The sequence below is a fragment of the Nocardioides sp. Arc9.136 genome (genome assembly GCF_030506255.1).
In the GTDB taxonomy this organism is placed as follows: domain Bacteria; phylum Actinomycetota; class Actinomycetes; order Propionibacteriales; family Nocardioidaceae; genus Nocardioides.
Genome location: NZ_CP113431.1, coordinates 3,256,802 through 3,280,174, shown reverse-complemented (window position 1 = coordinate 3,280,174; position 23,373 = coordinate 3,256,802). Strand labels below are relative to the sequence as shown.

Here is a 23,373-nt window from a genome sequence, read left to right as displayed (position 1 = left end):
GACGCCGTGCCGTCGCGGAGGGACCATGGAGGGAACATCGTGAGGTGCCCCGGTGTTCACCGGGGACTGATCGACGAACCGCTACGAGGAGCGTGACGTGAGCTTTCCCCCGCTGGTCGAGCCGGCCGACGAGCTGACCATCGACGAGGTACGGCGCTACAGCCGCCACCTGATCATCCCCGACGTGGGCATGACCGGGCAGAAGCGGCTGAAGAACGCCAAGGTGCTCGTCATCGGCGCCGGCGGCCTCGGCAGCCCCGCCCTGCTCTACCTGGCCGCTGCCGGTGTCGGCACGCTCGGCATCGCGGAGTTCGACGAGGTCGACGAGTCGAACCTGCAGCGCCAGATCATCCACGGCCAGTCCGACATCGGTAAGTCCAAGGCGGTCTCGGCCCAGGAGTCGATCGCCGAGGCGAACCCCTACGTCGAGGTCGTGCTGCACGAGGAGCGCCTCGACAACGACAACGTCATGGACGTCTTCCGGGGCTACGACCTCATCGTCGACGGCACCGACAACTTCGCGACCCGCTACATGGTCAACGACGCGGCGTACTTCCTCGGGATCCCCTACGTGTGGGGCTCGATCTACCGCTTCGACGGCCAGGCCTCGGTCTTCGCGCCGACCATGGCCGACGACGCGCCGTGCTACCGCTGCCTCTACCCCGAGCCCCCGCCGCCGGGCATGGTCCCCAGCTGCGCCGAGGGCGGCGTCCTGGGCGTGCTGTGCGCGGCCATCGGCTCGATCCAGGTCAACGAGGCCATCAAGGTGCTCACCGGCATCGGCGACCCGGCCATCGGCAAGCTGGTCATCTACGACGCACTCGAGCTGGAGTGGCGCAAGCTGAAGGTCCGCAAGGACCCCAACTGCGCGCTCTGCGGCGAGAACCCGACCGTCACCGGCCTCATCGACTACGACGCCTTCTGCGGCGCGATCTCCGACGAGGCCGCCGACGCCGCCGCCGGGTCGACGATCTCGGTGACCCAGCTCGAGCACATGCTCAAGGAGCGCGAGGAGGGCACCCGCGACTTCGTCCTCGTCGACGTGCGCGAGCCCAACGAGTACGAGATCAACAAGATCCCCGGCTCGGTGCTGATCCCCAAGGGCGAGTTCCTCAACGGCTCGGCCCTGGAGAAGCTGCCCGCCGACAAGCAGGTCGTCATGCACTGCAAGTCGGGCGTCCGCTCGGCCGAGACGCTCGCGATCGTCAAGGGCGCGGGGTACGCCGACGCGGTGCACGTGGGCGGCGGCGTGGTCGCCTGGGTCAACCAGATCGACCCCAGCCAGCCGTCGTACTGAGGCGTTCCTGACCGGCGTCCCGCCGGTCCCGACCGGACGACCCGAGGTAAAACCTCGGGTCGTCCGGTCATTTCGGGCCATGCCGACGTAACCCCGTCGGTTGCACCCGCGTTGTGCCTGTCGTCACACCGGCGCCCTCCCGCGTCGCCGGTCCCTCTCGGAAAGGCAGAACTCGATGAAGGCTCGTCCCACCACGGTCCGGTCCGCCCGACGGCTCACCGGCGCGCTCGCCGTCCTCGGCAGCGCGGTCCTCGGCACGGCGATGATCACCAGCGCCCCTGCCTCGGCGGCGCCGCAGTGGGCGCCCGCGGGCGAGGCGGCGATCCACCCGGGCGTGCAGATGTACACCGAGGGCGCCCAGTGCACGAGCAACTTCGTCTTCACCGACGCCGCGAGCAACGTCTACGTCGGGTACGCCGCGCACTGCGCCGGCACCGGCGCGGCCACCGACACCGACGGCTGCCTCTCCGACTCCCTCCCGCTCGGCACGCGCGTCTCGTTCAACGAGGGCGGCAGCCTGCTCTCCGAGGGCACCCGGGTCGGCGGCGGGACCCTCGTCTACTCCTCGTGGGCCGCCATGGACGAGGTCGGCACGACCGACCCGAACACCTGCGCCTACAACGACTTCGCGCTGGTGCAGGTCGACGCCGCCGACGCCGGCAAGGTCAACCCCTCGATCCCGCTGTGGGGCGGCCCGACCGGCATCGACACCGACGGCACCACCGCCGGCGAGCGGGTCTACTCCTACGGCAACTCCAGCCTGCGCTTCGGCGTCGAGCTGCTCTCGCCGAAGACCGGCATCAGCCTCGGCGACGCCACGGACGACGGCGGCTGGAGCCACCCGCTCTACACGCTGACCCCGGGCGTCCCCGGCGACTCCGGCTCGGCGTTCGTCGACCGGGACGGCGAGGCGATCGGCACGCTGTCCACCCTCGGCCTGGCGCCGCTGCCGGCCTCCAACAACATCGGCGACCTCGCCCGGGAGCTCGCCTTCGCCCAGCAGCACTCCGGCATCGACGGCCTTCGCCTGGTCGAGGGCACCGAGCCGTTCTCGCCGGTCCTCTGACTGCCTGACCTCACCGACTCGGGGGTGGGGATGGGCCACGGGCCCGACGCGACGCCGTCCGCGGCTAGCGTCGGGCCCGTGCGGCATCCCGAGGAGTACGTCGAGGCGGTGCTGGCGTGCGTCGAGTCGGTGCCGCGCGGCCGGGTCACGACGTACGGCGCGGTCGCCGACGCGGTGGGCCGGTTCGGTCCCCGCCGGGTCGGCAACGTGATGGCCGAGCACGGCGCTGCGGTGCCCTGGTGGCGGGTCGTGCGGGCGGACGGCTCGCTGCCGCCGAGCCACCAGGGCGAGGCACGGCAGGCCTACCTCGAGGAGGGCACGCCGCTGCGTCCCTCGGGGAACGTCGACATCGTCGCGGCCTTCTTCCAGCCGCCGCCGCTCGCCTGAGCCGGCGGGGTCGGCGGGTGGTCGCGGGCCGTCGCAATCGTTCAATTGCGCGGAAACGGTGGTGGGCAAGCGCTTGCGCACCGTCGCAACCCAGCAATTGAACGATGGGTGTGCCCCCGACCGGGCCGAACGTCAGCGCAGCCGGCCGACGTACGCCTGCGCACGACGCAGCTCGTCCAGCCGGCGCTCCCACGTGACGCCCACGACGGTGAGGGCGGTGCCGGCGGCGCCGATGAGGATCCACTGCGGGGTGGCGGCGGCGTACGGCGCGAGCTCGCGGACCACGAGCAGGGAACCGACGACCCAGCCGACGGCGACCGGTGCGCTCCACCGCAGCGCCGTGCCGCCGAGCACCAGCGCCAGGCAGGCCAGCCCGAGGAGGGCCGCTCGCAGGGACACCGGGTCCATGGCCAGCACCCACAGCAACGTCGGCACGGTCGCGAGCAGGAGGCCGGGGGTCAGGACGGGCCCGGTCGGCGCGGCGGGGTCGCGGCGCAGCGTCGCCGCGCCGACGAGCAGCAGCGCGAGGGCGGAGGGGAGCGTGTAGGCCTCGGGCTGGCTGACGCCGAGGTCGGCCAGCCGGACCCAGGTGGCGGCGGCGAGCAGGAGCCCGCCGGCCCACGCGACCACCCGTCGCTGCGCCACCAGCAGGGCGTGGACGGTGACGAGCGCGCCACCGACGGTGAGGTGGGCCGCCAGCGAGGTCGGCCCGGTGACCGCGAGGGCCGCGGCGAGGGTGCCGGTCACGGCGGCGACGGCCTCCACCTCCGGGCGGGGGCGGAGCAGCGCGAGGGCCGCGAGGGCGAGGAGCACCGGCACGCCGCGGAAGGCCGGGTCGACGTCCGCCACGGCGAGCGCCGTCCAGACGGACGCGCCGAGCGCGGCGGGGAGCACGGCGGCGGCCTCGGTGCGGTCCCGGACGAGCCAGCAGCCCGCGACGAGCGCGACCAAGGCGCCCAGGGTGAGGACCTGGCTCGGCAGCGCCACGAGCACTGCGGCGAGGAGCAGCACCCCGGCGACCGGCCGGGAGCCGATGCCCACCAGCCCGATGCCCACCAGCCCGGCGGCCGCCAGCACGGCGACCACCACGGCGAGCGGCGCCGGGAGCAGGGCCGCCGTGGTGGTCGCGCCGAGGACACCTGCCGCCACCCAGGCGGCGGGCGGCACCGGGCGGCCCGTCCCGGCGACGTACGCCACCACGAGCGCGAGCGCCGAGGCGGCCGCGAGCGCGGGGTGCGCGAGAGCCGTCGTGGCCGGCAGGCGGACCGCGGCGCCGGCGGTGCCCGGTGCCGCGACCAGCAGGAGCCGGTCCAGGGCCTCGGCGACCAGCACCACCAGGACGCAGGTGCTGGCGACCGCCGAGGCGGCGAGGGGCACGCGGACCACGGTGGCGCCGCCGGAACGGGTCGCCAGCCCCAGGAGCGCCCACCCGAGCACGGCGGCGAGTGCCGCCGCACCGAACGACGTGCCGCCCTCGTCGAGCGCGGGCAGCACCGCGACGAGCGTCAGGATGCTCGTCGTGCCGGCCAGCGCCGGCCGCCACAGCACGGCCACCGCGGCGAGCAGGAGCGCCGCGGTCAGCAGGGGGAGGGCGTGGCCCTCGGCCCACAGCCCGGCCAGGGTCGGGTACGACGCGGCGTCGACCAGCCCGCCCAGCGCGAGCCAGCCCCAGCACAGCGCGGCGCCGGAGCCCGCGGCCCAGGGCAGCAGGCGCGCGCCGGCGACGACGCCGAGCGCGACGAGGGCGGCCATCAGCAGCGTGGCGGTGGTGGCGACGACGTGCGGGTGGGCGGTGAGGTCGACCGCGGCGACCGCCGCGAGGCCCAGGCCCAGGGGTGCGACGAGCTGGGGAGCGCCCAGCCCGGTGCGCAGCCACGCGAGCGAGGCCAGGGCGACCACGACGCCGACGACGCACGCGAGGCCCGCACCGGAGGCCTCGCCCAGCCAGCCGGCGCCGGCGGCACCGACCAGGTCGAGCACCAGCAGGCCGAGGGAGACGACCGACAGGGACTCGCCGGCCACCCGCAGCCCGCGCCCGGCGAGGACGGCGCCGAGCGCGGCGGTCGCGCCGGTCAGCCCGACCAGCACCGCCGTGCGCCCACCGACCCCGAGCGCGGACCAGGCCACCGCGAGGAAGGCCACCGCCGCGACGAGCAGGCAGAGCGCGCCGAGGCCGAGGAGCAGCGCGGGGACCGAGGGGACCGGCAGGCCGCGCGCGGGTCGGGCCGGCCGCGCGGGGGCGGCCGGCGGGGGAGCGACGGGGTACGTCGGCAGCGGCGCGGGCTGCTGGACGGGCTGCACGTGCTGCTGGACCGGCACGCGCGAGCCGCAGGTCGGGCAGGTGCCGAGGACGGTCGGGGTCATGCCGCCCATCGGACCGCGGCGGGCGGGTCGGCCGGATCGGGACGACGGCTCAACCGCGCTGAGCACGGGTACTCACCGGCGCTCGGGCGGAGCGTCCGCGATCGGGGGATGCCGGGTACCTGACGGCGTGACCTCCGATCTCGTCTACGTCGTCGCCGGCGGAGCCCTGCTCCTGGCGATCGTCCTCCCGGAGCTGCTGAGCCGCTGGGCGGTCTCCTCGCCGATGGTGCTGGTCGGGGTCGGGATGCTCCTCGGGCTGACGTCGCTGCCCGACGGACTGCCGCTGGACCCGCAGGCCAACCGCGCGGTGATCGAGCACGTGACCGAGCTCGTCGTGATCGTCGCGCTGATGGGTGTCGGGCTGGCCATCGACCGCCCGCTGCTCGTGCGGCGGGTGCGCTCGTGGCGGCCGTGGGGGCCGACCTGGCGGCTGCTGGGCATCGGGATGCCGCTGTCCATCGCCGGCGTCGCGCTGCTGGGCTGGTGGTGGGCGGGGCTGCCGCTGGCCGCCGCGGTCCTGCTCGGCGGCGTCCTGGCACCGACCGACCCGGTGCTCGCCTCGGACGTGCAGGTCGCCGGTCCGCGGACCGGCGAGGAGCACGAGGTCGACGAGGAGGACGAGCTGCGGTTCACCCTCACCTCGGAGGCGGGCCTCAACGACGGGCTGGCGTTCCCGTTCGTCTACCTCGCGATCCTCATCGCCACCGAGGGGCTCAGCCTGGCGCTGGTCCCGACCTGGGTCGGGTTCTACCTGGTCGGCAAGATCGTGATCGGCGTGGCCGCCGGGATCCTGGTGGGACGGGTGCTGGCCTACCTCGCCTTCCGGTCGCAGTCGGCCTCGCTGCGGGTCGCGGAGCGGGGGGAGTCGCTGCTGGCGCTGGCGGCGCTGGTGGCGGCGTACGGCGTGGGGGAGGTGGCGCACGGCTACGGCTTCCTCGCCGTCTTCGCGTGCGCCATGACGTTCCGCTCCGCGGAGCGCTCGCACGACTACCACGCCGCCATGCACGACGTCGCGGAGCGGCTGGAGCGGCTGCTCACCCTCTTCGTCCTCCTGGTGCTGGGCATCGCGCTGACCCGCGGCCTGCTGGAGAGCCTGGACCTGCGCGGCGTCGCCATCGGCCTGGGCCTGATCTTCGTGATCCGCCCGCTCGCGGGGGCCCTGTCGCTCGGCGCGTGGCGCGCGGCGCCGGGGCCCGGCCTGACCAAGGGCGAGAAGTGGGCGGCGGCCTTCTTCGGAGTGCGTGGGATCGGCTCGATCTACTACCTGGCCTACGCCGCGGGCGAGGCCGACGAGCTCGGCACCGACTGGCTGTGGTCGACCGTCGGGTTCACCGTGGTCGCCTCGGTCTTCGTCCACGGGGTCCTCGCCACACCGGTCATGTCGCGGATCGGGCGGGACCGCGACCGGGCGGCCGAGGAGCAGGCCGACGAGGAGGAGGCGGCCGAGCGCTCGGGCTAGCGGCCGCCGCTCGCCGCGATCACGGCCGCGCCCACGGGGTGCGGTTGGATGGGACCGTGCTCGAGGACCTGCCGTACCGCGACGCGGGCTCGTTGCGCGCGACGTACGACGCGGTGGACTGGGCGGCGACGCCGCTGGGCGATCCGTCGGGCTGGTCGCCGACGCTGCGCGCGACGCTCGACATCGCGCTGAACACGCGGTACGCCGTCACCTTGATGTGGGGCCCGGAGATGGTGCTGCTCTACAACGAGGCCTACGCCGGGCTGATCGGCCAGAAGCACCCCGACGCGCTCGGCCGACCCGCGCAGGAGGTCTTCCCCGAGGCGTGGTCGGTCATCGGGCCGATGCTCCAGTCGGTGCTGGACGGCGAGGGCCCGACGTACGTGCGCGACCAGCCGCTGCCCCTGGTCCGGGCCGGCTTCCTCGAGGAGTGCCACTTCACCTACTCCTACTCGCCGGTGCACGGCCCCGACGGCCGGGTGCAAGGGGCCTTCGACATCGTCAGCGAGACCACCGGGCAGGTGGTCGCCGAGCGCCGGCTGCGCCTGCTGGGGCGGCTCAAGGACGCGCTGGGCACCGTGGAGTCCGCCGACCAGGTGCGCTCCCGGGCGCACGCCCTGCTCGCGGACGCCACGGCCGACCTCGCCGCGGTGCGCATCGAGGTCGTGGCGGCCCACGGCGGCGCCGGCTCCCGCGCCGGGCAGTCGCTGGGCCAGCACGACATGGTCGTGCAGGAGGACCAGGACGGTCACCGGGCCCGGCTCGGCATCGGCACCGGCACGCCGTACGCCGGGTCGGTCCTCGAGGTGGTGCTCAGCCCGCGGGTCCCGCTGGGTGCGCCGGTCCTCGACTTCCTCCGCCTCGTCGGTGCGACGCTGAGCCGCTCGCTCGAGCAGGTCGCACGCATCCAGGCGGAGCGCTCGATCTCCGCAGCCCTGCAGCGCAGCCTGCTCGCGGACCCGCCGCAGCGGCCCGGCATGACCGTCGCGGTGCGCTACCAGCCGGCCGCCAACGACGCGCAGGTGGGCGGGGACTGGTACGACGCCTTCGTGCTGCCCGGCGGGTCGCTGCTGGTGGCGGTGGGCGACGTGGCCGGGCACGACGAGGGCGCGGCGGCGTCGATGGCGCAGCTGCGCAACCTGGTCCGGGGCATCGGGTGGACGGCCCACGGAACGCCCGCGGAGGTGCTGCGCCGGCTGGACAGCACGATGGACGGCCTCGCGCTCGACGTGGTCGCGACCGCCCAGCTGGTCCAGGCCGAGCGGGACGGCGAGCGGCTGGTGCTCACCTGGTCCAGCGCGGGCCACCCGCCGCCGGTGCACGTCCGCGCCGAGGGCCGCGCGGAGGTGCTGCTGCGCAAGCCCGACCTGCTCCTGGGGATCGACCACGCCACCGACCGCACCGACCACCGCACGGTGCTCGAGCCGGGCGACAGCGTGGTGCTCTACACCGACGGGCTCGTCGAGCGTCGCGGGGCGCCGATCACCGAGGGCCTGGACTGGCTCGAGACCGAGCTCACCGGGTGCGCCCACCTCACCCCCGAGCAGGTCTGCGACCACCTGCTCGACATGGTCGGCGACGACGTCGAGGACGACGTCGCGCTGCTCGTGCTGCACCACGGCTGAGCCCGCCCCGGCTCCCGCCGACCGGTCCGCGGGAGCCGATGAGGCTGACCCGCGGGTAACCGCCATGCTGGCGGTCATGCCCAGCACACCGTCGGTGTACGGCGTCCTCCACGCGGTCGTGCCGCCCCTCGCGCGAGCCGTCTGGCGGCCGACGATCACGGGTCTCGAGCACGTGCCGGAGACCGGCCCGGTCATCCTGGCCAGCAACCACCGCAGCTTCGCCGACTCCGTGGTGATCCCCGTCGTGGTGCCGCGCAAGGTCGTCTTCCTCGCCAAGTCCGACTACTTCACCGGCACCGGCGTGCGGGGCCGGCTGCAGCGGGCGTGGTTCGAGGGGCTCGGGATGCTGCCGGTCGACCGGGACGACACCAAGGCCGCGATGGCCAGCCTCGACGTCGCCCTCGACGTGCTGGCCCGCGGCGAGGCGTTCGGGATCTACCCCGAGGGCACCCGCTCGCGCGACGGCCGCCTCCACCGCGGGCGCACCGGGGCGGCCCACCTCGCGCTCACCGCCGGCGTCCCGGTCGTCCCGGTCGGGCTCCGGGGCACCGAGCAGCTGCAGCCGGTCGGGGCCCGCTGGCCGCGGCTGGCCCGCGTCTCGGTCGCCTTCGGCGAGCCGATCGACCCGCGCGGGCGGTACGACGGCGTACCCCTCGGGCGGGCGCGGCGGCTGCTCACCGACGAGGTGATGGCGGCCGTGCAGCGCCTGTCGGGGCAGGAGCAGAGCGGCGTCTACAACGACCGGGCACCCGACGCCTGACCCTGAGGCCCCCGACGCCGTGCGGGCGGCCGTCAGGCAGCGCCCAGCCCCCACCGGTCGTGGAACTCCTCGACGGGGAGGGTCGCGAGCTGGTCGTCGAGGGCCTGGCGCGTGATCGCGGCCTCCTCCTCGCCGCCGGCCTCGACGCGCAGGACCTCGGTGCCGTCGTCGCGCCGCCGGACCACCCACTGCCCGACCGACGGGGCGTCGAGATGGCCCAGGGTCGCGGCGCTCGCCAGCGACCAGGCCGCGACGGCGAGGCGGCGCCAGCGGTGCCGCTCGTGGCGCTCCAGCCCGACGACGTACACGTCTCCCGCGGTGGTCACGCCCGACCAACGAGCGGTGCGGGCCGTGGGGTTCCCGCCGGGCCCCCTCGACAGGTCACCGCACCGCCTCGGACGTGTTGCGGGCAGGTGACAGTCCGTTCGGCCCCTGCCGCTCGGGCCGGATCTGCGCCATATTCAGCCCTCACGGTGCCGTCTCTCCGCGGCGTCGCCCCCACCGGATAAGAGGACGTCCTTGAGGAACACACGCGTAGTCGCGGGCGCGACCGGTCTCGGTCTCGCCGCAACGGTGCTGGCCTGGTCGGGCACCACCGCCGCGGCGGAGCCCGGCACCCCCACCCCCACCCGCGCCGAGGCCGGCGGCGACGCCGGTCGCGGGCCCGGCACCGCGAAGCGGGTCGGTCCGGTCGAGCGGGCCCAGGTGGCCCGCGCGGCCGCCGCGGCCCCGGCCGTCGGCGACCCGGTCCAGATGCCCACGTCGTACCCCTCCCAGCCCGAGCTGCGCGTCTACGACGCCAACCCCGACGACGCCGCGCACACCGCCGAGCTGCTGGGCCACCCCGACCTGGCCCCTCGGCTCCAGGCGCTGATGGAGCGCAGCGACCGGATCTCGGTCCAGGTCGTCGGCCAGTCCACCGAGGGCCGCGACCTGTACCTGGTCACGCTGACCGCCCCGGAGACCGCGGCCCAGACGGCCGAGCAGACGGCCTGGCGCCGCAAGATCAAGGAGGCCCCCGCCGCGGCGGCGGCCGACCGGGCGCTGCTCGCCGGCTACAAGACGCCGGTGTGGATCAGCAACAACATCCACGGCAACGAGTGGGAGGGCACCGACGCCGCGATGCGGTACATCGAGCACCTCGCCACCGCGCCGCTGGCCGAGGTCGGCGACGTGCTCAGCAGCCACCGGCTGTACTTCTCCCCGTCGCTGAACCCCGACGGCCGCACGAAGGCCACCCGCGCCACCGCGCTCGGCCTCGACCCCAACCGCGACATGATCACCAGCACCACTCCGGAGTCCCGCTCGTTCGTGCGGACCGCGCAGGCGATCCAGCCGATCTACGCCGCCGACTTCCACGGCTACACCGGCGTGCTGCAGATGGAGCCCTGCGGCCCGCCGCACGGCTCGAACTACGAGTACGACCTGTACCTCCCGCACAACTACGCGCTCGCGCTCAAGGTCGAGCAGGACGTCGTCGCCGCGGAGATCCCCGGCAACACCTACTACGACGCCGCCACCGACGACGCGGTCACCGAGAACACCGGCAGGATCAAGATCCCCTACCGCGACACCCCCGACGGCTGGGACGACTTCCCGCCGATCTTCACCGCGCAGTACGCCGCCTACTACGGCGCCGCGACCGCGACGGTCGAGCTGCCGCTGTCGCGCAACGCCCCGGGCGGGCGGCAGAGCCCGGCGAACGCCAAGGTCAACGTGGCGGTGGCGCAGCAGACGATGGAGAGCATCGTCGGCTACCTCGAGGAGGGCACCAACGCCCGCGAGATGCTGCGCAACCAGATCGAGGTCTTCCGCCGCGGCACCACCGGCGCGGCCAAGGAGTCGCTGACGACCGAGGACGTCGCCGCCGTGCCGGGCCCCTCGCAGTGGAAGGAGCACTGGGACGTCGCCGACGACCAGGAGCCCGTCTCGCTGCCGCGCGCCTACGTCATCCCGGTCGGTGCCGGCCAGCGCTCGACCAGCGACGCGACCCGCTTGGTGCGGCACCTGATCGACCACGAGATCGAGGTCGGCACGCTGCGCGCGCCCGCGCGGATCGGCGGCACGACGTACCCCCGCGGCTCCTACGTCGTCGACCTGCACCAGCCGCTCCGCGGCCTCGCCAACGCGCTCCTCGCGGTCGGAGACGACATCTCCGACAAGGTGCCGTCGATGTACGACATCTCCGCCTGGAGCCTCGGCGAGCTCTGGGGCGCGACGGTCGAGCCGGTCGGGTCCACGACCGGCCGCCCGATCGGGAAGGTGACGCCGCTGAAGGCGCTCCCGCTGCCCGGCCGCGTGCCGGCCGCCCGCGGGCCGCTGACCTTCGACGTCGCCGGCGTGCCGGACTTCCAGGCCCTCAACGCGCTGCTCGAGGACGACGTCGCGGTCTCGATGCTCGCCGACGGCTCCGCGGTCGTCGAGGCAGCCGGCTGGGACGAGGCGAAAGCCGTGGCGAAGCAGACCGGTGTCCGCTTCGCCGCCGCCGAGCGCAAGGACCTGCGGGCCCTGCGCACCGCCAAGGGCCTCGAGGACCTCACCGTCGGGTACGTCGGCACGCAGGACGACCGGCTCTCGCTGACCGAGCTGGGCTTCGACGACCTCACGGCGCTCACCGCCGCCGGCCTCGAGACCGACGCCTCGGCCCTCGCCGGGGTCGACGTGCTCTGGATCGGCTCGAGCTTCGCACCGGCGGTCGGGTCCGCCGCCCGCACCGCGGTGCAGGCGTGGGTCGACGCGGGCGGCTCGATCGCCGGTCGCGGCGCCGCCGGGTTCGACGCGGCCAAGGCGTTCGGCCTGCTGGAGGGCACGGCCGTCACCGGCAACCGCTCGGCCAACGGCATCGTCGCGGTCGACACCCCGGCCACCGGGGTGCTCTCGCCGTACGCCCAGGACACCTCGTTCATCTACCCGGCCACCTGGTTCACCGGGCTGGGCGAGGCCGTCACCGTCGAGCAGCGCTACGACGCCGCGAAGCCGTTCCTCGCCGGCCACTGGCTGCCGACGGAGACCGGCGGCGACGGCCCCGACGCGGCCGCGGGCCAGCCCTCGGCGGTCTCCGCGGAGGCGGCGTCCGGTGCCCGGGCGTTCGTCCTCGGCACCGCGGTGTTCTTCCGCACCCACCCCAAGGGCGGGCTCACCCAGGCGGCTCGCGGGCTGTTCTGGGCCGCTCCGGCCGGTGACGGCGTGGAGGCGCCGCAGCAGTCGCGCACGCGGCTGACCGCCGGCAAGGTCGGCGTGGTCCGCAGCGGCAAGGCCACGGTCCGGCTGACCGTCGCGCTCGAGGTCGCCGGCCGGCCCGCCACCGGGCGGGTCGTCCTCGCCGAGGGCGGCCGGACGCTGCGCACCGTCAAGGTCAGGGCCGCGGCGGACGGCCGCGCGGTCGTCCAGGTGCGGCTGCGCCGCGGCGTGCACACCCTGCGGGCGACGTACGCCGGGAACAGCGGTGCGCTCGGCAGCCGGGACTCGGTGACCGTCCGGGTCCGCTGAGGAGCTCCTCGCGAGCACGAGGGCCGGCGCCCCTGGGGGGTGCCGGCCCTCGTCGCGTGCTCCGCCGCGAACCGCGAAGCCGCTCCGGGCGTCACACGAGCCGGCCCCTCACCGGGGTCGCCCCTCGAGATGGAGACTCCCGTGCCGCACCACCCCCGCCTGCTGCTCCCTGCGCTCGCCCTGCTGGCGGCGGTCCCGGTGACCGCGGCCGCGACGCCACCGCACGTCGGTCCCGCGACGGCCGAGGCGCCGGCCGTCTCGGTGGCCTGGCGCGACGCGCCCGTGGAGCCCGCCCGGGTCGCGGTCGGGGACACCCTGGTCGCGCAGGTCGCTGTGGACTCGGTGCCCGACGCGGGCGTCCTGCGGGTGTCGGCGCGGGGAGGCCGCTTCACGGCCCTGCCCCGAGGCTGCGTCCCGAGCTCCATCGTGCGCCGGCGGTCGAGCATCTCCGCCGACGGGACGCGGCTGCGCTGCCTGGTGCGGCCCGGCCCCCGGGTGCTCCGGGCCCCGCTGGAGGTGACCGCGGGGCCGGGTCGCGCGGTCGGCGTGGTGGCGACGCTGGGCCGGGCGCAGGCGGCTGCGCCGCGGCTGACCTCCCTGGGTGGCCCGTCGGCGGCGCCGGCGTACCGCTTCCTGTCCAGCCCCGACTTCCTCAACGGCGACGTCGCGGACCTGCGTCGGGGACCGGGCGCGTGGGACCCGCGGCGCTCGCCGAACTCGATCAACGCCGCCTACCGCTCGGCGCTCGACCACGTGCTCGGCGCCTTCGCGGACGAGGCACCCGGCTCGGTCCTGGTGGCCGGAGACCTGGTCGAGGGCTGGTGGGGCACCGATCCGGGCCGGACCGGGACCTTCGGACCGGTCGGCACGCCGGCCGAGCGGCGGGCGGCCCTGCGCCGGGCGGCGGACACCTACTACCCGCAGTGGCTGCAGCGGTTCCGCTCCCGCGGCCTGGCGGTCCTCCCGGCGATGGGCGACCACGAGCTGGGCGACGACCCGTGGACCAGCCGCAAGCGGGCGCTCGCGCCGGCGTTCGAGCGGGCGTGGAGCCGGTGGTTCGGCCGCCGCGCCGACGGCTCCCCGCGGTTCGCGGACCGCCCGCGGGGCTCGCGCCACGAGCTCAGCGCGTACGCCGTCCGTCCCACGCCCGAGCTCCAGGTGGTGACCATCAACGTCTTCGACGTGACGCCCGACCGCGCCCGGGTCCAGGTCGACCCGGCCCAGCTGGCGTGGCTGCGCGACGTCCTGCGCCGGGCCCGGCGCGACGGGGTCGCGTGGGTGGTGGTCCAGGGCCATGCGCCCGTCCTGCGGACCGACCGGGCGCGCGGGTCGAGCGGCCTGCACGTCCGCGGCGGCGCCGGCTCGGCGCTGTGGCGGACCTTCGCCCGGTTCGGCGTCGACCTCTACCTGTGCGGTGAGGTGCACGACGTGTCCGTCGCCGAGCGCGACGGGGTGGTGCAGGTGACGCACGGCGGGATCTTCCAGTTCGGGCTCACCAACTACCTGCGGGCCGACGTGCGACCGGACCGGGTGGAGCTGGAGCTGCGCGACTTCGCCGCCCGGTGGGCCGACGCCGCGGACGGCTCCCGGCTGTGGGAGACCCGTCCGGCCGGGATGCCGGCGGTGGTCCGCGTCCGGCGCACGCCGTTCACGATCGGGACGATGACCCTCGGCCTCGACGGGGTGCAGCAGGCGAGCGGGGTCCTGCGGCCCCGGAGGTGAGGGCAGGATGCCGCCCATGGCCCCGACGACCGAGACGAACCCGACCACCCGTCCGCGCACCCTGGTCACCGGCGGCAGCCGCGGCATCGGTGCGGCCGTCGCCCGCCGCCTCGCCGAGGCGGGCCACGACCTGGTCCTGTCCTACCGCGCCGACGACGAGGCCGCCGCGCGCACGCGGGCCGAGGTCGAGGCCCTCGGCGCCGCCTGCGCGACGGTGCGCGCGGACGTGGTCGACCCGGGCCAGGTCGAGGAGCTGTTCGAGGCGGCCGGTGCGCTGACCGGCGTCGTGTCGAACGCCGGCGCCACCCTGCACATCGGACCGCTGGCCGACACCCCGGTCGAGGTCGTGGCGCGGACGGTCGAGCTCAACCTCACCGCCGCGCTGTACGTCGCCCGGGCGGCCGTCCGGACGATGGCGGTGAGCCGCGGCGGCTCCGGCGGCGTGCTGGTGACCATCGGCTCCGTCGCCGCGGCGACGGGCGCGCCGGGGGAGTACGTGCAGTACGCCGCGGCCAAGGCCGGGGTGGAGGCGATGACCGTGGGGCTCGCGCACGAGGTCGCCGCGGACGGGGTGCGGGTGGTCGCCGTCGCGCCGGGGATCATCGAGACCACGATCCACGCCGACGCCGGCGAGCCGGGTCGGCTGGCGCGGGTGGGCCCGACCGTGCCGCTGGGGCGCGCGGGCGAGCCCGCCGAGGTCGCCCACGCCGTGGCCTGGCTGCTCTCGGCGGAGGCGTCGTACGTCACCGGCACGACGCTGCGCGTCGGCGGCGGTCGCTGACCGGGGCTCCGGCCTGGGCACGCGCCTCCCCGGCCCGGGCGCCGCGCCGCAGCGGCGCCCGGTCAGGCCGCTAGGACCGCCACATCCACTCCATCTCGGCCACGGTGACGTCCTTGGTCGCCGTGCCGGCCAGCTCGTCGACCACCTTGAGCGCGAGGTCGACCCCCGCGGAGACGCCGGCGGAGGTCCACAGCCGCTCGGCGCTGCGGACGAAGCGCTGGCCCCGCTCGACCGTCAGGGTCGGGTCCAGCGCGGCCAGCTCGTCGAACGCCGTGTGGTGCGTCGTCGCGCGCCGGCGCGCGAGCAGCCCGGCACGGGCCAGCAGCAGCGAACCGGTGCAGACCGACATCAGCAGCTCGACCTCGGCCGCGCGCTCGCGCAGCCAGGCGAGCAGGCGCTCGTCCTCGAGCAGCGGGCGGACCCCGGCCCCGCCCGGGACCACGAGGACGTCCGGCGGCGGGCACTCCTCGAGCGCATGCGTCGGCAGGACGGTGAACCCGCCGCGGCCGACGACCGGCGCGCCGGTCAGGCCGACCGACCGCACCTCGAACGGGGTCCCGGCGCCGAGCTCGCCGGCCACGTTGAACACCTCGTAGGGGCCGGCGTAGTCGAGCACCTCCATGTCGTCGAAGGCGAGGATGGCGACGGTCCGCGGGCTCACGGGCCACATCCTGGCAGCACCGGCCGGTCGGCGCCGCGTGACGTCCGACCCTGGTCCTGCGCGTCTTCCCGTGCCGGATCCGGTGTCCGTCCCCGCGCTGTCGGTGCTCGATGTTGTGATGGGTCCATGACCACCACCGCTGCGAGGACGCCGGGCACGACGTACCGCCTCGCGCGCCGTCCGGTGGCGGGTGCGGTCCCGGTCCTCGACGAGCACCAGCAGCGCGTCGTCGACCACGCCGGTGGGCCGCTGCTCGTGCTGGCCGGCCCGGGGACGGGCAAGACCACGACGCTCGTCGAGGCGATCGTGCGCCGTGTCGAGGAGGGTGCGCGGCCCGACGAGGTGCTCGCGCTGACCTTCTCGCGCAAGGCCGCCGAGCAGCTGCGCGACCGGGTCACCGCGCGGCTGGGCCGCACGATGGCGACCGGGCTGTCCTCGACGTTCCACTCCTTCGCCTACGCGCTGGTGCGCCGCTACGCGCCCGCGGAGCTGTACGCCGCTCCGCTGCGGCTGCTGTCGGCGCCCGAGCAGGACGTCGTGCTGCAGGAGCTGTTGACCGACGCCCCGGAGTCGGTGCGCTGGCCCGACCACCTCAAGGCCGCCGTCGGCACCCGCGGGTTCGCCCGCGAGGTGCACGCCGTGCTGTCCCGCGCACGCGAGCGGGGCCTGGACCCCGTCGACCTCGCGGCCCTGGGGCGCGCGGAGCGGGTGCCGGAGCTGGAGGCGGCCGGGCTGTTCCTCGAGCAGTACCTCGACGTCCTGGGCGACCAGTCCGCGATCGACTACCCCGACCTGGTGGCACGGGCCGTGATCGAGGCACACGTGCACCGCGACGAGCTGCGCGCCCAGCTGCGCCACGTGTTCGTCGACGAGTACCAGGACACCGACCCCAGCCAGGTCGCGCTGCTGCGCGCCATCGCCGGCGACGGACGCGACCTCACGGTCGTGGGGGACCCCGACCAGTCGATCTACGGCTTCCGCGGCGCGGACGTCCGCGGGATCCTCGACTTCCCCCGGGAGTTCTCGACCCTGGGCGGGGACCCGGCGCCGGTGGTCGCGCTCGGCACCACCCGCCGCTTCGGCTCCCGGCTGCTGCGCGCCTCGCGCTCGATCGCCGCGTCGATCGGCGTGTCCGGCTCCATCCCGGTCGAGCAGTACGCCGCGTTCCGCAACCCGGTCCCCGCCGACAACGCCCACGGGCCGGGCAGCGTCGAGGTGCTGACCTTCGACACCCACCGCGCCGAGACCGAGCACACCGCCGACCTGTTGCGCCGCGCCCACCTCGAGGACGGCGTGCCGTGGTCGGAGATGGCCGTGCTGGTGCGCTCGGGCCGCGCCTCGATCCCCGGGCTGCGCCGGTCGCTCGCGGCCGCCGGGGTGCCGGTGGAGGTGGCCGCCGACGAGACGCCGCTGGTCCGGGAGCCGGCCGTGCTGCCGCTGCTCTCGGCGCTCGCGGTGGTCGTCGACGCCGGGGTCGAGGACCCCGCCGACGAGGACCACGTCGGCGCCGACCGCGCCGAGGCGCTGCTGACCTCCCCGCTCGGCGGTCTCGACGCGACCGACGTGCGCTCGCTGACCCGCGCCCTGCGCGCCGCCGCGCCGGGGTCCCCGGCGCGGGAGCTCGTCCGCAGCGCGGTGCTCGACCCCGGCGTCCTCGCCGGCATCGACGGGGAGCCGGCGCGCCGGGCGCTGCGGCTGGCCGACCTGCTGGCGCGGGCCCGGGAGGCGCTCGCCGACGGGGCGACCGCCGAGGAGGTGCTCTGGCTGCTCTGGGACGGCACCGACTGGGGCCGGCGGCTGCGCCAGGGCACGGCCGGCGGCGGACAGGCCGCCCGGCTGGCCCACCGCGACCTCGACGCGCTCTGCGCGCTGTTCGAGGTCGCCGCCCGGACCGAGGAGCAGCAGGGCCACCGCAGCGTCCGCAGCTTCCTGGAGACGCTGCGTGCCCAGGAGATCCCCGCCGACACCCTCGCCGACCGCGGCGTCCGGGGCGAGGCGGTGCGGCTGCTCACCGCGCACCGCTCGAAGGGCCTGGAGTGGCGCCTGGTCGTGGTCGCGCACGTGCAGGAGGGCGCCTGGCCCGACCTGCGCCGACGCGACTCGCTGCTGCAGGCCGACCGGATCGGCCGCGACGGGCTGCTCCCGCCGCTCACCCGCGGGGCGATGCTGGCCGAGGAGCGCCGGCTGTTCTACGTCGCGGCCACCCGCGCCAAGCAGCGGCTCGTCGTGACCGCCGTGAAGTCGCCCGACGACGAGGGCGAGCAGCCCTCGCGGTTCCTCTCCGAGCTCGGCCGCGAGCCGGTGCACCGCATCGGCCGGCCCCGCCGGCCGCTCTCGATGGCCGGGTTGGTCTCGGAGCTGCGCCGCACGCTCGCCGACCCCGGCGAGCCCGAGCCGCTGCGCCGCGCAGCAGCGCGCCGGCTGCGCGCGCTCTCCGAGCTCGACGTGCACGGACGCCCCGTCGCGCCGCAGGCGGACCCCGCGACCTGGTGGGGGCTGCGGGCGCCCAGCCGCTCCGAGCGCCCGATCCGTCCCGGCGAGGAGCCGCTCACCCTCTCCGCCAGCGCTCTCGACGGCCTGCTCACGTGCCCGGCCCAGTGGTTCCTCCAGCGCGAGGCCGGCGGCGAGGTCGTCAGCTCGAGCGGCCAGGGCTTCGGCAAGGTCGTCCACGCGGTCGCCGAGCGGCTCGCGAACGGCTCGCTCGGCGCCGCCTCGGGCGAGGGCATCGACGAGGTCGACGTCGAGCGGGACCTGATGCCGCTGGTCGACGAGGTCTGGGGACGGATGGAGTTCCGGACCCCGTGGTCACGTGCCCGCGAGCGGGAGGCCGTGGCCGCAGCACTGGAACGCTTCCTCACCTGGCACCGACGGCCCGGCGCCCGGACCGTGCTCGCCGTGGAGCCGAAGATCCGCGCCGAGGTCCAGCTCCCCGACGGCCAGGTCGTCCGGCTGCACGGGTACGCCGACCGCCTGGAGCTCGACGAGGACGGCCGGGTCGTGGTCGTGGACCTCAAGACCGGCAAGTACGCCCCGACCGGGCCGGAGGTCCAGCGCCACTCCCAGCTGGGCCTCTACCAGCTCGCCGTCGACCACGGCGCCGCGGACGAGCACCTGCGCGAGGCGGGCATGGAGGGGCCGGGCGTCTCCGGCGGGGCCGAGCTCGTCCAGCTCCGGCTCGGTGAGGTGCTGCCCAAGGTGCAGCACCAGCCGCCCGCCGCGGACGACGGGCCCCGCCTGGTCGAGCAGCAGCTGGCGGCCGCCGCGGCCGCCCTGCGCGCCGAGGAGTTCGTGGCGCGGCCGGGTTCGCACTGCGACCGCTGCGCCTTCCAGGCGATCTGCCCCACCAAGGCCTCAGGGACGGTGCTCTCATGACCTCGACCATGCCCGACCGGACCGCGGTGCCGGCCCGCGAGATCTCGACGCCGGAGCAGCTGCGCGAGCTGATGGGTGTCGACTGGACCTTCAGCGACCAGCAGTTCGCCGCGGTCACCGCTCCCTTGGAGCCGGCCGTCGTGATCGCGGGTGCGGGGTCCGGCAAGACGACGGTGATGGCAGCCCGGGTCGTCTGGCTGGTGGCCACCGGCCGCGTGGCGCCCGGCGAGATCCTCGGCCTCACGTTCACCACCAAGGCGACCGCCGAGCTGCAGACGCGGATCCGCGAGAGCCTGCGCCAGGCCGGCCTCCTGCCCGAGCGCGGCACCCGCGCCCCCGGGCCGGACGGGGAGGAGCAGGAGGTCGAGGAGCCGACCGTCGCGACGTACCACTCCTACGCCTCGGCGCTGCTCTCCGAGCACGGCCTGCGCATCGGCCACGAGCCCGACACCCGTCTGGTCGCCGACGCCAGCCGCTTCCAGCTGGCGGCCCGCGCCGTGCAGCGGTACGCGGCTCCGGTCGAGCAGCTGACCGACTCCCCGCGCCACGTCGTCCAGTACCTCCTCGCGCTCGACGCGGAGATGAGCGAGCACCTCGTGGGCCCCGCCGACGTCCGGGCCCACGACGAGCGGCTGCGCCCGCTGCTGGTCGACGGCATGGCCACCGAGCACCGCAAGACCTACCGCGCGCTGAACGAGAAGGCCGTCGCCGCGATCGACAAGCGGGCCGAGCTCCTCGGGCTGGTCGAGGCCTACCGCGCCCTCAAGCGGCACCACGGGCTGATGGACTTCTCCGACCAGATCGCCCTGGCCGCCCGGCTGGCCGAGGAGCGGCCGGAGGTGGGGGAGGCCGAGCGGGCGAAGTACCGGATCGTCCTGCTCGACGAGTACCAGGACACCTCGGTCGCCCAGGCGCTGATGCTGCGCCGGCTCTTCTCCGGGCCCGAGCCGGGGGCCGGTCGCGGCCACCCGGTGATGGCGGTCGGCGACCCGAACCAGGCGATCTACGGGTGGCGCGGCGCGTCGGTCTCGAACATCCTCGAGTTCACCCGCGAGTTCCCGACGGCGGACGGCGCCCCCGGCACGACGTACCCGCTCACGGTCAACCGCCGCTCCGACGCCCGCATCCTCGCCACCGCCAACCACCTGGCCGAGGAGCTGTACGCCAGCCGGCCCGACCTGCTGCCGCTCGAGGCCAAGCCGGGCGCCGACCCGGGCGAGGTCCGAGCGGTCGTGCACGAGACGTGGGACGACGAGCTGGCCTGGCTGGGGGACCGGGTGCTCGAGACCCACGCCGCGCTGTCGGCGACCACCGACGGTCCGTGCTGGAAGGAGATCGGGGTCCTCACCCGCGACAACGCCCACGCCGCAGCCGTCTTCGACGCGCTGAGCGAGCGGGAGGTCCCGGTCGAGATCGTGGGTCTCAAGGGCCTGCTCCGCCTGCCCGAGGTCTCGGAGGTGGTCGCGACGCTGACCCTGGTCCAGGACGTGACGGCCAACGCCGCGCTGCTGACCCTCCTGGCGGGGCCGCGCTGGGCGATCGGGCCGCGCGACCTCGCGCTGCTCGGCCGGCGGGCCCGGGAGCTCGCCGGCGACACCTCGGGCGGGGCGACGTTCACCGACGTCCGCGAGCAGCTGGCCGCCGCCGTCGAGGGCGCCGACCCCACCGAGATCGCCTCCCTGTGCGACGCGCTGGAGGACCCGGGCGACCTGGAGTACTCACCCGAGGCGCGCGAGCGGTTCGCGCTGCTCGCCACCGAGCTGCGCCGGCTCCGCGGAGCGCTCGGCGAGCCGATCCTCGACCTGGTGCGACGCATCGTCGACACGACCGGCATCGACGTCGAGCTGGCCTCCTCGGTCAGCCCCGCCGCCGCCGCGCGCCGCGACAACCTCGACCTGTTCGTCCAGGCGGTGGCGGAGTTCCAGGCCGTCGACGGCCAGGTCACGCTGCCGGCACTGCTCGCGTGGCTCGAGGCGGAGGACGAGTTCGGCCAGGGCCTCGACGTGGCGACACCGTCGGAGGCCGACTCGGTCAAGCTGCTGACGGTGCACCGCGCCAAGGGCCTGGAGTGGGACGCGGTGTTCCTCGTCGGGGTGACGGAGCGGAAGTTCCCGACCAACCGGACCCGGTCGAGCTGGCTGACCGTGCCGTTCGTGATGCCGACCGCGCTGCGCGGCGACGCCCGCGACCTGCCGCAGCTGGCCGGCCACGGCCCCGAGGACATCAAGGCGCTGGGCGAGGCGGTCAAGGCCCACGAGGCGCTCGAGGAGCTCCGGCTCGGGTACGTCGCCTGGACCCGCGCCCGTCACCAGATGTGGGTCTCGGCCTGGCGCTGGGCGCCGCACCTCAAGAGCGGCCTCGGGCCCTCGGCGTACCTCTGCGCCACCCGTGAGGCCATGGCGACCTGGGGCGCCGAGCCGGACCGGTGGGCCGACTGCGTCGCGAAGGGCGAGACCAACCCCTACGCCGACGCCTCGCCCGACCTGCCGTGGCCCATCTCGCACCGCACCGCCGAGGTCGAGCGGCGGATCGAGGCGGCGCGCCGGGTGCGAGAGGCTGACCCGGTGACCCCGGCCGAGCTGGAGGGCGGCTTCGACGACCGGATCGAGGACGTCCTGGAGCTCGAGCGCGTCCAGCAGTGGGACGACGAGATCGCCCGCCTGCTCGAGGAGGCCCGGCGGGACCGCTCACCCCACGTCGAGGTCGAGCTGCCCAGCAGCCTCTCGGCGACCTCGCTGGCCCGGCTCCGGGACGACCCCGAGGAGCTGGCCCGCGACCTGGCCCGGCCGATGCCGCGACGGCCGTCGTCGGCGGCACGCTTCGGCACCCGGTTCCACGCCTGGGTGGAGACCCGGTTCGGCCAGCAGCTGCTCCTCGACCCCGACGAGCTGCCGGGCCGTGCCGACCTCGACATCGACGACGACGCGGACCTGCAGGAGCTGGTCGCGCGCTTCGAGGAGGGCCCCTTCGCGGAGCGGGTCCCGCACGCGGTCGAGCCGTCCTTCGCGCTGGTCGTCGAGGGACAGGTGGTCCGGGGCCGCATCGACGCCGTCTACCGCGAGGACACCGAGGAGGGGGAGGGCTACCTCGTCGTGGACTGGAAGACCGGCCGCTCCGGCGAGGCCGACCCGCTCCAGCTCGCGATCTACCGCCAGGCGTGGGCCGAGCTGCACGACCTCCCGGTCGAGCGGGTGCGGGCTGCCTTCTACTTCGTGCGCAGCGGCCGCGTCGTCGAGCCGGCCGGGCTGCCGGACCGTCAGGAGCTGGCGGCGCTGCTGCGGCTCTGAGCGGAGGCGAGGTACCGCTGCACCGAACGGGCGGCCACGCGGCCGGCCCGGTTGGCACCGATGGTGCTCGCCGACGGCCCGTAGCCGACCAGCTGCACCCGCTGGTCGGCCACGGCGGTGGTGCCGTCCAGGCGGATGCCGCCGAGCTCCGAGCGCAGGTGGAGCGGCGCGAGGTGGGCGACGGCCGGCCGGAAGCCGGTGGCCCACAGGATCGCGTCGGCCGGCTCGAGGGTGCCGTCCGGCATCCGCACGCCGTCGGGCTCGACGGCGAGGAACATCGGGTGCCACTCGTAGGCGCCCAGCCGGGCCGCCTCCTGCTCCTGGGGCCGCAGCGCCAGCCCGGTCACGCTGACCACGCTGGCCGGCGGCAGCCCGCGGCGTACCCGCTCCTCGACCAGCGCGACGGCCTCGCGTCCACGGTCGGGGGTGAAGTCGTCGCTGCGCCACACCGGCTCCCGGCGCGTCACCCAGAAGGTGTCGGTGACGGGCGCGAGCTCGCCGAGGTGCTGGACCGCCGAGGCGCCGCCACCGACGACCACCACCCGGCGACCGCGGAAGTGCTCGGGGCCGGGGAAGGCGACCGTGTGCCACTGCTCGCCGCGGAACGTCTCCGTGCCGGGGTACCGCGGCACGAACGGCCGGCGCCAGGTGCCGGTGGCGTTGACGAGCGTGCGGGTCGTCCAGGACCGGGCCCCGGCCCGCACGACCAGCAGGTCGTCGGGCCCGTCCTCGACCGTCTCCACGGCCACCGGCCGCAGCACGGGGAGGTCGAGCTCGCGCTCGTAGGCGGCGAAGTACGCCGGCACCACGACGTTGGCGCGGCCGGCGTCGCCGGCGGGAGCGGCCGAGTCGGGCAGCGCCGCGACGCCGTGGACGTCGTGCATCGTCAGGGAGTCCCAGCGGTGCTGCCAGGCACCGCCCGCGGTGGCGTCCGCGTCGAGGACGACGTGGTCGAGCCCCAGCCGGCGCAGGTGGTACGACGCGGACAGGCCGGCCTGCCCGGCCCCGACCACCACCGCGTCGTACGTCCTCACGCCGGCACAACGCGGCACCGGCCCGGGATAGTCCGCGTCCCGTCGCGGGTGGTCGGCGCGGCCGCGGGG

The 23,373-nt window shown here is 75.6% G+C and carries 15 protein-coding genes; 11 read left to right on the top strand and 4 right to left on the bottom strand.

The features are described 5' to 3' along the window. The first annotated feature begins 97 nt into the window (after nucleotides 1–97). The 3 genes from moeZ to OSR43_RS15865 all read left to right on the top strand — a co-directional run bounded on the left by moeZ (nucleotide 98) and on the right by OSR43_RS15865 (nucleotide 2,750). A complete protein-coding gene (gene moeZ / locus OSR43_RS15875; protein ID WP_302267614.1) occupies nucleotides 98–1,297 on the top strand; it encodes an adenylyltransferase/sulfurtransferase MoeZ in 1,200 nt (399 codons plus the stop codon). A 175-nt stretch (nucleotides 1,298–1,472) separates the two neighbouring features. After that, nucleotides 1,473–2,363 (top strand): hypothetical protein, encoded by an 891-nt coding sequence (locus OSR43_RS15870; protein ID WP_302267613.1) that lies wholly within the window; start codon nucleotides 1,473–1,475, stop codon nucleotides 2,361–2,363. 78 nt (nucleotides 2,364–2,441) lie between these two features. Beyond that, a complete protein-coding gene (locus OSR43_RS15865) occupies nucleotides 2,442–2,750 on the top strand; it encodes an MGMT family protein (RefSeq protein ID WP_302267612.1) in 309 nt (102 codons plus the stop codon). Nucleotides 2,751–2,882: 132 nt separating this feature from the next. On the opposite strand, the gene OSR43_RS15860 is transcribed toward OSR43_RS15865, so the two are convergent. Next, nucleotides 2,883–5,114 (bottom strand): SCO7613 C-terminal domain-containing membrane protein, encoded by a 2,232-nt coding sequence (locus OSR43_RS15860; RefSeq protein ID WP_302267610.1) that lies wholly within the window; start codon nucleotides 5,112–5,114, stop codon nucleotides 2,883–2,885. Nucleotides 5,115–5,241: 127 nt separating this feature from the next. Here OSR43_RS15860 and OSR43_RS15855 point away from each other — a divergent pair, with 127 nt between their 5' ends. The 3 genes from OSR43_RS15855 to OSR43_RS15845 all read left to right on the top strand — a co-directional run bounded on the left by OSR43_RS15855 (nucleotide 5,242) and on the right by OSR43_RS15845 (nucleotide 8,958). Next, nucleotides 5,242–6,573, top strand: a complete 1,332-nt coding sequence (locus tag OSR43_RS15855) for a sodium:proton antiporter (RefSeq protein ID WP_302267609.1) — start codon at nucleotides 5,242–5,244, stop codon at nucleotides 6,571–6,573. A gap of 56 nt (nucleotides 6,574–6,629) precedes the next feature. Continuing rightward, nucleotides 6,630–8,198 carry a SpoIIE family protein phosphatase gene (locus OSR43_RS15850; protein ID WP_302267608.1) on the top strand — a complete coding sequence of 523 codons (1,569 nt, stop codon included), beginning with the start codon at nucleotides 6,630–6,632 and terminating at the stop codon, nucleotides 8,196–8,198. Nucleotides 8,199–8,274: 76 nt separating this feature from the next. Further along, nucleotides 8,275–8,958: a 1-acyl-sn-glycerol-3-phosphate acyltransferase gene (locus OSR43_RS15845; RefSeq protein ID WP_302267606.1), complete on the top strand. Its 684-nt coding sequence runs from the start codon at nucleotides 8,275–8,277 to the stop codon at nucleotides 8,956–8,958. A 32-nt stretch (nucleotides 8,959–8,990) separates the two neighbouring features. Here OSR43_RS15845 and OSR43_RS15840 read toward each other — a convergent pair whose 3' ends face one another. Beyond that, nucleotides 8,991–9,284 (bottom strand): hypothetical protein, encoded by a 294-nt coding sequence (locus tag OSR43_RS15840; RefSeq protein ID WP_302267604.1) that lies wholly within the window; start codon nucleotides 9,282–9,284, stop codon nucleotides 8,991–8,993. A 193-nt stretch (nucleotides 9,285–9,477) separates the two neighbouring features. Between OSR43_RS15840 and OSR43_RS15835 the strand changes: the two genes are divergently transcribed. The 3 genes from OSR43_RS15835 (at nucleotide 9,478) to OSR43_RS15825 (ending at nucleotide 14,950) form a co-directional block, all read left to right on the top strand. After that, nucleotides 9,478–12,447, top strand: a complete 2,970-nt coding sequence (locus tag OSR43_RS15835) for a M14 family zinc carboxypeptidase (RefSeq protein ID WP_302267602.1) — start codon at nucleotides 9,478–9,480, stop codon at nucleotides 12,445–12,447. 141 nt (nucleotides 12,448–12,588) lie between these two features. Continuing rightward, nucleotides 12,589–14,169 (top strand): metallophosphoesterase, encoded by a 1,581-nt coding sequence (locus OSR43_RS15830; protein WP_302267601.1) that lies wholly within the window; start codon nucleotides 12,589–12,591, stop codon nucleotides 14,167–14,169. Between the two features lie 16 nt (nucleotides 14,170–14,185). Next, nucleotides 14,186–14,950, top strand: a complete 765-nt coding sequence (locus tag OSR43_RS15825) for an SDR family NAD(P)-dependent oxidoreductase (RefSeq protein ID WP_302267600.1) — start codon at nucleotides 14,186–14,188, stop codon at nucleotides 14,948–14,950. A gap of 70 nt (nucleotides 14,951–15,020) precedes the next feature. On the opposite strand, the gene OSR43_RS15820 is transcribed toward OSR43_RS15825, so the two are convergent. Beyond that, a complete protein-coding gene (locus OSR43_RS15820) occupies nucleotides 15,021–15,611 on the bottom strand; it encodes a DJ-1/PfpI family protein (RefSeq protein WP_302267599.1) in 591 nt (196 codons plus the stop codon). Between the two features lie 126 nt (nucleotides 15,612–15,737). Between OSR43_RS15820 and OSR43_RS15815 the strand changes: the two genes are divergently transcribed. Both OSR43_RS15815 and OSR43_RS15810 read left to right on the top strand, forming a co-directional pair. Continuing rightward, nucleotides 15,738–18,983 carry an ATP-dependent DNA helicase gene (locus OSR43_RS15815; protein ID WP_302267598.1) on the top strand — a complete coding sequence of 1,082 codons (3,246 nt, stop codon included), beginning with the start codon at nucleotides 15,738–15,740 and terminating at the stop codon, nucleotides 18,981–18,983. Beyond that, nucleotides 18,980–22,270 (top strand): ATP-dependent DNA helicase, encoded by a 3,291-nt coding sequence (locus OSR43_RS15810; RefSeq protein WP_302267597.1) that lies wholly within the window; start codon nucleotides 18,980–18,982, stop codon nucleotides 22,268–22,270. The genes OSR43_RS15815 and OSR43_RS15810 overlap by 4 nt, the downstream gene beginning before the upstream one ends. Here OSR43_RS15810 and OSR43_RS15805 read toward each other — a convergent pair. After that, nucleotides 22,240–23,304 carry an NAD(P)-binding domain-containing protein gene (locus OSR43_RS15805; protein ID WP_302267596.1) on the bottom strand — a complete coding sequence of 355 codons (1,065 nt, stop codon included), beginning with the start codon at nucleotides 23,302–23,304 and terminating at the stop codon, nucleotides 22,240–22,242. The genes OSR43_RS15810 and OSR43_RS15805 overlap by 31 nt on opposite strands. Nucleotides 23,305–23,373: the final 69 nt, after the last annotated feature.